Raw genomic sequence first — 9,508 nt, 5'->3', positions numbered from 1 at the left:
AAATAAACAAAGCTTCAGATTTTGTTATAAACCTTTCGTTGGAACTATTTACAACTGACTTTCTTATCGAGAAAGCAAGATTGTTCACTAATAAATTGCAAAGGGATTTCAAATTAATTTCTAATAGATCAATGCATGGTTTTTTAGTTTTTATACGAATAGAAAGAGAAGGAATTTAATACTAGTTAGCTGTGACAGCACCTAATATATTCGAAAACAGCTCCTAGTAGCTGTTTTTCTTTTTTAAAGGAATTGAGAATTATGGCCTGCTGAAAAACTATTAAATAGCGAATATAGGTACTGTTTTGTCATTCCGTAGGAATCTCCACGAGTAGCTCCGCAATCAAAAAGCGCCAATCTTTGTAGAGTTTCATGCGGAGATTCCTACGGAATGACAAGATTGTGATAAATGATTGGATATTCTATAAAATTAAGTGCAAGGTTTATTGTGTTGTTTTCTAGGTAAATAAAATGTTTTTTCAACACAATGAAATTTACGTCTTTAAGTGTTAAAAACAAATTCCATCGAGATATTAAAAAGATCACTAATTTTTAAAAAAATAAGATCATGAAAGAGTTAAAAAATATTCCAAAACAAAAGCAAACACTTCCTGGAGATGAATATAAAATGATTCCAGAACCAGAGATTATTCGCGAAAATTATAAGGGTAGCGAAAAACTAAAAGGAAAAGTCGCATTGATAACCGGTGGCGACAGCGGAATTGGACGTAGTGTTGCAGTTCATTTTGCCAGAGAAGGGGCAAATGTGGCTATTATCTATTTAAAAGAAGATAAAGATGCCAAAAAAACGAAGCAATTAATCGAAGAAGAAGGGCAGGAGTGCCTGATTATCAGCGGAGATTTGAAAGATAGCAAGTTCTGCGAAAATGCTGTAAAACTTTGTAAAAAAACATTCGGAGCACTGAATATCATTGTAAATAATGCTGCAGTTCAATTTCCTAAAAATGAACTAGAAGAAATATCCGAAAAGCAATTGCAAACCACTTTCGAAACCAACATTTATCCCTATTTCTATATTACAAAATTTGCGTTACAATATCTGCAAGAAGGCGATTGCATTATCAATACGAGTTCGGTAACGGCTTATAGAGGTAGCGAACATTTAGTAGATTACTCAAGTACCAAAGGTGCTATTGTTAGTTTTACAAGGGCACTGTCAGGTATGCTTGTGGGCAGAAAAATCCGTGTCAATGGAGTTGCTCCAGGACCAATCTGGACACCGCTAATTCCAGCAAGTTTTGATAAAGAACATGTCGCCACTTTTGGCCAAGATACTCCTATGGGAAGAGCTGGACAGCCATCAGAAGTTGCGCCTGCTTATGTATATTTAGCTTCCGAAGATAGTAGTTATGTAACAGGCCAATTTATTCATATAAATGGTGGAGAAATGGTTGGAGGATAAAAAGCAGTTATAAATAAACAGTTAACCACATAAATTCATAGATTTCTGAATCTCTGAATTTATGTGGTTGATTTTTTTTAAACAAAAAGCAAATTATTCGCCAGTTTCACTATTAGGTGCATCAACTGGTTTGGATTGCGAAGATCCTATTTGTCTCAAATAAATGGAAAGTACTACAATTGCATATACTGATAAAAATTCGCTTTGCCAGTTTTGGAACGATTCAAACCAAAATCGGGAATCGGCTATATAGTTGGCAGCTGTTTCCAAGGATTCGTTTTTCAATATATGCGATTTGTTTTCGTCCTTTAAACTTCCATAAAAATGGAGTACAAAACTTAAAAGAAACAGTAAAAACAGCGCTATTGAAAGTGAGTGTTTATAGATTGCCAGTACAAAACCGCCTTTTCTGACTGGCCAAGGAGCATCTTTTCTATCAGGCGATGGTTCTTGATCAACATCTTCTTCTTTGCTGAAATCTTTAGATTCTGATGAGCCTCTTTGTTGTAAAAAAATTGTAAAAACGACAAAAAGCAACATTTGAAGAAATTCGCTTTCCCAATTCTCAAAAGTAGATTCTATAAAATGTCCCGACTGCAAATAGCTGACAATATCAACCGCTGGTGCATCATTTTCGATTAGGAATTTATTATATTCCTTTAGTCCAAAAATAATTTGCAATGCAATCGAAATTATAAATAGTAAAAGGAAAGCAAGTGACAAACTATTGTCTTTTATCAATTTTTTCATTGCGTCTGATTTAATTTTTTGATTTCCAAAGCATTCAGAATTCCCGCTGTGCTTGCTGTATTATTAAAGTAAATAAAAGCTGGTTTTGTTTTATTTCGTTCAATAATTTGGTTTATTGCTTGTAATTCTTCAGTTGAATATTCAGAATAAAACATTTTTTCTCTCCCATGGAGCCTGATATAAATATTGGGAAAAGTGGTAAAAATAGTTTCTGGCAATTGCGGATGGCTGACACTGCAAAAAGTGATATTATTTTTATCCAATGCTGTCCATACTTCAGGAATCCACCAGCTCGGATGGCGAAATTCGATTACATTATCATAATTCATATCTAATTGATTGATAATAAAATCCAATTTATCGTGCGAATAATGATAGCTCGGAGGCAATTGAAACAATATCGGGCCTAGTTTGTGTTTTAGACCGTTGTCGCAAACCGTGTAGAAGTCATTGAGCAAGTTTTCGCAGCCAACAAATTTTTTATAATGGGTGATGTCCTGAGGTGCTTTTACCGAAAACAAAAAATCATTTGGCGCTTTGGCATACCAATTTTCCATAATTTTTGGTGTCGGAAATTTGTAAAATGTTCCGTTGATTTCGTAGGTGTTAAAATGCGTACAGTAATATTGAAACCATTTGGAAGATGGCAAATCTTGAGGATAAAATACTTTTTTCCAATATGAATTAGAAAAACTCGAACATCCTATGTAAAGCTTTTTATTCATAAATATAATTTTTGGCAATTTGGACAATAAAAACTTCTGCGGTTTTTTACTCCTGTTTTCTTATGGTGAATAGGCAAGTCGCATCTTAAACAAACTTTTTTGGTATATGCCAGCCAGTGTTTTTTGAGTTCGTAATTCTTTTTCCATTCCAAAAACTGAAAACTGTAAATGGAACATTCGTCAATGATTGTTTCCAATTTTTCTTCTGGGATTTTACCAACCAATGATTCAGGATGAACGTATGTTCGATACAGCACTTCGTTTTTGATAATGTTTCCAACTCCAGAGAAAATATCCTGATCCAAAACAGCATCACAAATCATATGTTTTGGGATTTTCTGAAGCTTTTTTTTTGCCATTTTCGGATCCCATTCGTCATTCAAAACATCGGCAGACCAGTCATAATGTAAATTGACATTGCCTTCCAAGAATTTTATAGAACACGTATATAGATTAAATTCTCCATTGGCAAATACCATGCTTAATCTTGGAGTAGTATCTTTTCGTTCGTTAATTCGATATGAGCCAAACATTAATAAATGGACTTTTAACGTAAAATCGTCAAAGCAAATGAGAAAATGTTTGCCCCAGCTTTTAAATGCATTCACCGTTTGGTTTTGGATTCGATCTATATCAATTTTGCTGTTTCCAGAAACTGAAAGCACTTTTTGTCCTGTAAATTGTTGGACAGCTTCTTTTAAAATCACTATAGAAGGACCTTCTGGCATATCATTTAATTTTAATTAAAATTACCTCTTATGCCGTGTTTGGTTTTATATGATTTATAGTGAAGATTATATTATTTGCACTTATAAATTGATGCAATTGGTTTGAAATCAATGTTTTTTCAGTAGTTCTAATCAAATATTCGAATAATATAAGATTTCTTAAAAAAGATGTAAGATAGGAAAGGTTAAAAGAAAATAGATTTGTATAAACTTTAAAACATTAATTTAAAAATTAAAAACATGAAAAAGATATTCAATTTTAGTAAGGTTATTTTAGGTGCAGGATTATTGGTATTTACAATGAATTCTTGTAAAAACGAACCAAAACATGAAGACCCGAAAGAGGTGGCTGAAGATGTAAACGATCAAAAAATTGATAATGACGCTGTCGAAGACGATGCAGATTACTTAGTTGATGCGGCCGAAATTAATATTTTGGAAATCGAAATTGGAAAATTGGCTTTACAAAAAGGGGTAAGTGCTGATGTGAAAAAATATGCACAAACTCTTGTAACTGATCATTCTAAAGCATTAGATGAATTAAAAGATTTAGCAACCAAAAAAGGAATTACCCTTCCAGCTGCAATTAGCGACGATGATCGTGATAAATTTGATGATTTAAATAAAAAATCAGGAGCTGATTTTGACGAAAAATTTATTGATATGATGGCTGATGGACATAAGCAAGCAGTTGATAAATATACTGAAATTTCACAAAAAGCAACTGATGCCGATATCAAACTTTGGACTTCACGTCAGGTAACTACTTTGACTACTCATCATGATGTTGCCAAAGAGTTAAAAGAAAAAACTGAAGGAAATAAATAATTAACCTTTGTTTAAAATACAAAAAAATGCACCAGTGATAAATTGGTGCATTTTTTGTTTCATAATGTTGGTATTAAAAAAATGGAATATAAATATCAAATGTTGCTCCCATGTTTTGTTGACTGGTTGCTGAAATAATTCCCGAATGATTTTCGACAATTTTTTTCACAATGGCTAGTCCTATTCCGGTTCCGTCATATTCGGTTTTTCCGTGTAGGCGTTGGAAAACTTCAAAAATCTTTTTATCAAATTCTTGTTCAAAACCTATACCATTATCTGAAACCTGAAGATGACAATAATTGGTTTCGCCTGTTAGTTTATTGTTGTTTAATGTTGATCCTTTTGCAATTTTGCATTGAATCTTTATCAGTGGATTGATGTCTGGTTTCGAGAATTTAATGGAGTTGCTTAAAAGATTATACAACAGTTGTCTGAATTGAAACGGAATGATTTTCAAATTAATATCACGGCATACTTCATCAGTTTCGATTACAGCATTTTTTTGTTCCAATTCTTCAGCTAAATCTTCTTTAACCTCTTCAATTAAGTCATAAAGATTTGTTTTTTCATATTTTAACTCCTGAATGTTAGTTTTGGAATAAGTCAGCAAATCATTAATCAAGGCTTGCATGCGTTGAGCAGCATTTTGCATTCGTCTGAATTTATCTTTCCCGGTCTCAGATAAGTTATCGGACTCTTTAGCTATAATTTGTGAAGCAAATGTTTGAATTTTTCTCAAAGGTTCTTGTAAATCATGGCTAGAAATATAGGCAAACGATTGAAGTTCTTTATTCATTTTCTCCAATTCTGCATTTTTTTGCTGAAGCTCCAATCCGTTGAGTTTTAATTTGTCATCGGCTTCTTTTTTATCAGTAAGATCATGTGTAACTTTTGAAAATCCGATGAGTTCCTTTTTTTTGTTGTATACAGCAGTAATTACAATATTTGCCCAGAAAAGTGTTTTGTTTTTTCTCATTCTCCAGCCTTCTTGTACAGCTTTGCCTTTTTCGATAGCAGTCTTCAACAAATTTCCAGGTAAGTTATTTTTCCTGTCCGATTCTGTAAAAAATATGTCGAAATTTTTTCCAATAACTTCTTCAGCTTTATATCCATTTATTTTTTCGGCACCTAAATTCCAATTTTCTATAATGCCTTGATGATTTAGATATAAAATGGAATAATCCTGTATTTCTTCGACCATTAAATGATATCGTTCTTCACTTTTTTCAAGAGATTCATTTATTAAGCTTAGTTCTTTTGTACGTTCTTTTACCTGTTTTTCTAATTCGTTTGCAAATATTTTTTGTTCTTGTATATCGGTGCTGGTACCAACCCACATTTGTATTTTTCCGTTTTCATCTATTTGAGGAATGGCGCGGCTTAATTGCCAGCGATATTGTCCATCATGTCTGCGGAATCGATGTTCGAATAAAAAATCGTGCCCAGAAGCCAAGGACTCTTTCCAGGTTTTTATATTAGCTTCCAAATCGTCCGGATGAACAATTTGCAACAATCCGCCTTTTTCTATTTCTTCAAAAGTTAGACCTGTATATTCATAAACCGACTGATTGTAATAAGTCAATTTACCTGAGGGATCAGATATCCATATATGTTGAGGCATTGAATCAGCAAGAAGTCTGAACTTTTGTTCACTTTCTTCCAGTTCCTGCTGATGATTTTTTTCATTAGTAATATCACGGGTTGTACCTAAAATTTTATCTGGTATATTTTCATTATCATAAAAAACTTTTCCTTTTAACTCCATCCAGTGAATGGATCCGTCTAACCATATAACTCTGGATTCATAATGTATGCTCCCAGAAGTCAACGAATTTGTGAATGCAGTATTGCGAATATGCATATCATCAGGATGAATATGCTTTAATAATTCTTGCTGGGTTAATTTTTGAAAATTAGGATATCCACCAATAATTTCGAGCAATCTATAAGAATAAGTGTATTCATTGTTTTTTAAATTAACTTCATACGTTCCTAGTTCACTAGCTTCAACTATGATATTAAGTCTTTCTTCATTTTGCTCTGTTTTTTTTCTGGATCCTACTTTTTCGGTAACCTCAGTAACGGTGACAATAATGCCCGAAATTTCTCCATCTATTTCTTTTAGTGGATAATATAAAAAATCAAAAAAACAGATTTCTGTTTTCCCGTATCTATTTATCGGAATCGGAACTTCGTTGCCATGATATGGATTTCCTGTATTATAAACATCATTTAAAAGCCTACTTACAGAATCTTTTGCTTCTGGTAATGAATCAAATAATGGTTTGCCTACAAAAGAACTTTCAACTTTGTCAATTAATTTTAAATATGCTTCATTAGCCATTTCAGCTATATATTCAGGACCGCGTAAAATGGTAATTCCAACAGGAGCTTGCTTAACAGTATTTCGAAAACGTTTATCACTTTCTTCTATTTTTTTCTTGGCTACATTTAAGTCTGTCAAGTCAACACCAGTATTCATAACCCCATATATCTTGCCTTTTACATCATATAGAGGTGTCAAACTGTAATTAAAATAATACTTGCCCAATTTTCCGTCAACGATCAAATCCAGAGGGGTGTTTTTGGTATGAAAAGCTTGCCCTGTTCTATAGACTGCTTTAATTTGTTCAAATACAAGTTGATTATCCAGTTCAGGTAAAACATCCATAAATGATTTACCAATAACATTATTTCCTTTTCCCCAAATAGCAATAATAGATTCGTTGGCCATTTCAATACGCATTTCTTCGCCAACATATACAGCGATAGGGAAAGGTGCATTTTCTACAATTGCTCTTACTTTATGTTCGCTTTCAGCAATTTTTGTGCGGGAAACTACGTGTGGCGTTACTTCAACAGCTATGGCTACCACACCAGAAATAGTTCCGTCTGATTCTTTGAGCGCATCATAAACATAATTGATATAAATCGTTTCTGGTTTTCCATTGCGAATGATTTGAGTAGATCGTTCATTTGCTGTATATCTTTTCCCGGTAGTAAAAACGTTATGGATTATTTGTTGTAAACCTTGTTCTTTTGTTTCAGGCAACGCTTCAACAATAGGTTTATTGAGTATTTCATCCATTTTTTTTCCCCATAAGCTAAGCATTTGCTCGTTGGCAATTTCAATGATATGATTTTCTCCTCTATAAACGCACATTGCTGTTGGAGCCTGAATAATGTTGTTAAGATAGCGGTTATTGCTTTCTTCTAATTTTTTCAGCGTTTTTACATTTTCTGTGGTTTCATTGCAAACAACTAATACACCGGCAATTTTTTCAGATTCATCATAGATTGGACTGTAACCAAAGGTCCAGTAAACATCTTCAATCTTACCATTGCGGTATATTGGAATAAGTTGGTCCTCACTCCATGTTGCTCCATTTCCAGTCAATACCTGCTCAATTAACGGATAAATAATTGGCCAGATTTCAGACCAGGCTTCTTCTGCTTTTTGTCCTAAGATATGCGGATGTTTTCCGTTGTTTCCAAGGCTTGGCCGATAGGCATCATTATAAAAGCAGTTAAGCTCTGATCCCCACCATATAAACATAGGAAATTTAGAATTTAAAATAATGCTCAATGCTGTCCTTAGACTTTGTGGCCAAGTATCTGGAGTTCCCAATGATGTTTTACCCCAATCTTTCGCCCGCATCAATTCGCCCATTTCACCACCTCCTGAGAGGAAATAATAATGTTTATTATCGGGGGTATTGCTCATTCAATATGAAATTAGGGTTGAAGAATAAAATAATCTCTTATGGGCTGCTTAAAATTATTTTTTGTAGTCGTAATGAGTGCATTTTCGATTACCCTTTTTAATTTAGGAAACTCACCAGGCTTCTGAATGTAGTGTATAGCTCCGTTTTTATACGTCAAATCCACAATCTCATTATTAAGAGAAGTGGAAAAAATAATGACGGGAAGGTTTTTTAATTTATCAATTTGTCTAATCTCTGTTAAACATTCAAATCCACTTTTTTTAGGCATATTTAGATCTAAAAAAAGAAGGTCTGGTAAATTGTCAATTGAAGTTTCTAATAAAAAATTCATTAGTTGTTGACCGTCATTAACAATAACAAGATTGACGGGAAGTTGTAGTTCATCTAAAGCATCTTTGAAGAAATCGCAGTCGTCTTCATCGTCATCTGCTAGTAAAATGTTGTATTTAATTCTATTCATTAAGTAAAAAAGTTTTTGAACTAATAATAATATATAATGCTGTTTCTTAAGTTTTTGGGGATAACTTTTAGAACTTTTCAGTATTATTATTAATCTAAGGGGGAAACTATGTGTAGCTTATCTATTACTTACGAAGATATGAAAAAATGATTTGCATTGGATAAATTACATGATTTTTTTATGTTAAAAACGCTAATAACTTCTTTATTGTATCATAATGTTAAAAAAAGAGGACTTTAGTAGTATAAAGCTGTGGTTTCTACAATGTTCCCGCAAATACAATTCCAATTCCAGCGATTGTATGGATTTGATTATAATCAATCATAGCGTCTCCATATCCGTGAAAAAACTGTGCGTATCCTTTTAGATTTCCATATATCGGGAAAGCCCAATCAAACTCAATACTACCATGATTGTCATCTCCAAATCGTAAAGAATGTTGTGCTTTTAATGTCAATAAATGTTTCTTGAGCCTATAATTACAAGTAAAATCAGCTCTTCCCATATAATCTTCAATATCGGGATTTTCGACAGTTTCAAATGCAAACCAAGTTCTAAAAAGAAGGCTCCACTGCTTATCTTCAAAGCCTGCACCCAAGATAATCCGATTCCAACTTCTGGTGAATTTATGTCCTTCTCTTCCATTTGATTGATGGTTAAATGCAAAACCAAGCATTTTTAATTTTAAAAAATCAAATTTCATCGGATAATTAAAAATAATTTCAGGCTCATAATTGGTTTCCCTAAAAGGCCTTGAAAATTCGGCATTGTAAACTTGCCAATATGATTTTTGTGTATATGCCAACCATAAAGCCCCGTTACCAAAGATTCTTTGAGCCAATTTGGTCTTGAAACTGAATTGCATTGTA

The 9,508-nt window shown here is 33.1% G+C and carries 8 protein-coding genes; 2 read left to right on the top strand and 6 right to left on the bottom strand.

All coding sequences use genetic code 11. From position 1 onward, the window contains the following. The first annotated feature begins 568 nt into the window (after positions 1–568). Complete coding sequence (locus tag VLC96_RS09275; RefSeq protein ID WP_325262356.1) at positions 569–1,423, top strand: SDR family oxidoreductase; 855 nt, start codon at positions 569–571, stop codon at positions 1,421–1,423. 93 nt (positions 1,424–1,516) lie between these two features. Here VLC96_RS09275 and VLC96_RS09270 read toward each other — a convergent pair whose 3' ends face one another. From VLC96_RS09270 to VLC96_RS09260, 3 genes are read right to left on the bottom strand one after another with little or no spacing between them, the layout of a single operon-like run. Then, a complete protein-coding gene (locus VLC96_RS09270; protein ID WP_325262354.1) occupies positions 1,517–2,173 on the bottom strand; it encodes a DUF6766 family protein in 657 nt (218 codons plus the stop codon). Further along, positions 2,170–2,898, bottom strand: coding sequence for a DUF72 domain-containing protein (locus VLC96_RS09265; protein WP_325262352.1), 729 nt, complete (start codon positions 2,896–2,898; stop codon positions 2,170–2,172). The genes VLC96_RS09270 and VLC96_RS09265 overlap by 4 nt, the downstream gene beginning before the upstream one ends. Beyond that, a complete protein-coding gene (locus VLC96_RS09260; protein ID WP_325262351.1) occupies positions 2,895–3,626 on the bottom strand; it encodes a DNA-formamidopyrimidine glycosylase family protein in 732 nt (243 codons plus the stop codon). The genes VLC96_RS09265 and VLC96_RS09260 overlap by 4 nt, the downstream gene beginning before the upstream one ends. Positions 3,627–3,866: 240 nt before the next feature. Here VLC96_RS09260 and VLC96_RS09255 point away from each other — a divergent pair, with 240 nt between their 5' ends. Then, positions 3,867–4,454, top strand: a complete 588-nt coding sequence (locus VLC96_RS09255; RefSeq protein WP_325262350.1) for a DUF4142 domain-containing protein — start codon at positions 3,867–3,869, stop codon at positions 4,452–4,454. A gap of 73 nt (positions 4,455–4,527) precedes the next feature. Here the strand turns inward: VLC96_RS09255 and VLC96_RS09250 are convergent, their stop codons facing one another. From VLC96_RS09250 to VLC96_RS09240, 3 genes are all read right to left on the bottom strand, one after another. Next, on the bottom strand, positions 4,528–8,178 hold the full coding sequence (locus tag VLC96_RS09250; RefSeq protein ID WP_325262348.1) for a PAS domain S-box protein: 3,651 nt from the start codon (positions 8,176–8,178) through the stop codon (positions 4,528–4,530). 11 nt (positions 8,179–8,189) lie between these two features. Beyond that, the gene (locus VLC96_RS09245) at positions 8,190–8,639 is read right to left on the bottom strand and encodes a response regulator (protein WP_325262346.1); all 450 of its coding nucleotides are present in this window, start codon (positions 8,637–8,639) and stop codon (positions 8,190–8,192) included. 259 nt (positions 8,640–8,898) lie between these two features. After that, positions 8,899–9,508, bottom strand: a 610-nt coding sequence (locus tag VLC96_RS09240) for a phospholipase A (RefSeq protein ID WP_325262344.1), incomplete at its 5' end; no start/stop codon positions are given.

It is taken from the genome of Flavobacterium sp., assembly GCF_035456085.1.
GTDB lineage: Bacteria > Bacteroidota > Bacteroidia > Flavobacteriales > Flavobacteriaceae > Flavobacterium.
This window is presented reverse-complemented; position numbering and strand designations above follow the sequence as displayed.

What these genes read in the sequence shown, in the direction of transcription:
- VLC96_RS09245 (WP_325262346.1), bottom strand. Translation starts at nt 8,639, where the DNA reads ATGAATAGAATTAAATACAACATTTTACTAGCAGATGACGATGAAGAC.
- VLC96_RS09250 (WP_325262348.1), bottom strand. Translation starts at nt 8,178, where the DNA reads ATGAGCAATACCCCCGATAATAAACATTATTATTTCCTCTCAGGAGGT.
- VLC96_RS09265 (WP_325262352.1), bottom strand. Translation starts at nt 2,898, where the DNA reads ATGAATAAAAAGCTTTACATAGGATGTTCGAGTTTTTCTAATTCATAT.
- VLC96_RS09270 (WP_325262354.1), bottom strand. Translation starts at nt 2,173, where the DNA reads ATGAAAAAATTGATAAAAGACAATAGTTTGTCACTTGCTTTCCTTTTA.
- VLC96_RS09255 (WP_325262350.1), top strand. Translation starts at nt 3,867, where the DNA reads ATGAAAAAGATATTCAATTTTAGTAAGGTTATTTTAGGTGCAGGATTA.
- VLC96_RS09275 (WP_325262356.1), top strand. Translation starts at nt 569, where the DNA reads ATGAAAGAGTTAAAAAATATTCCAAAACAAAAGCAAACACTTCCTGGA.
- VLC96_RS09260 (WP_325262351.1), bottom strand. Translation starts at nt 3,626, where the DNA reads ATGCCAGAAGGTCCTTCTATAGTGATTTTAAAAGAAGCTGTCCAACAA.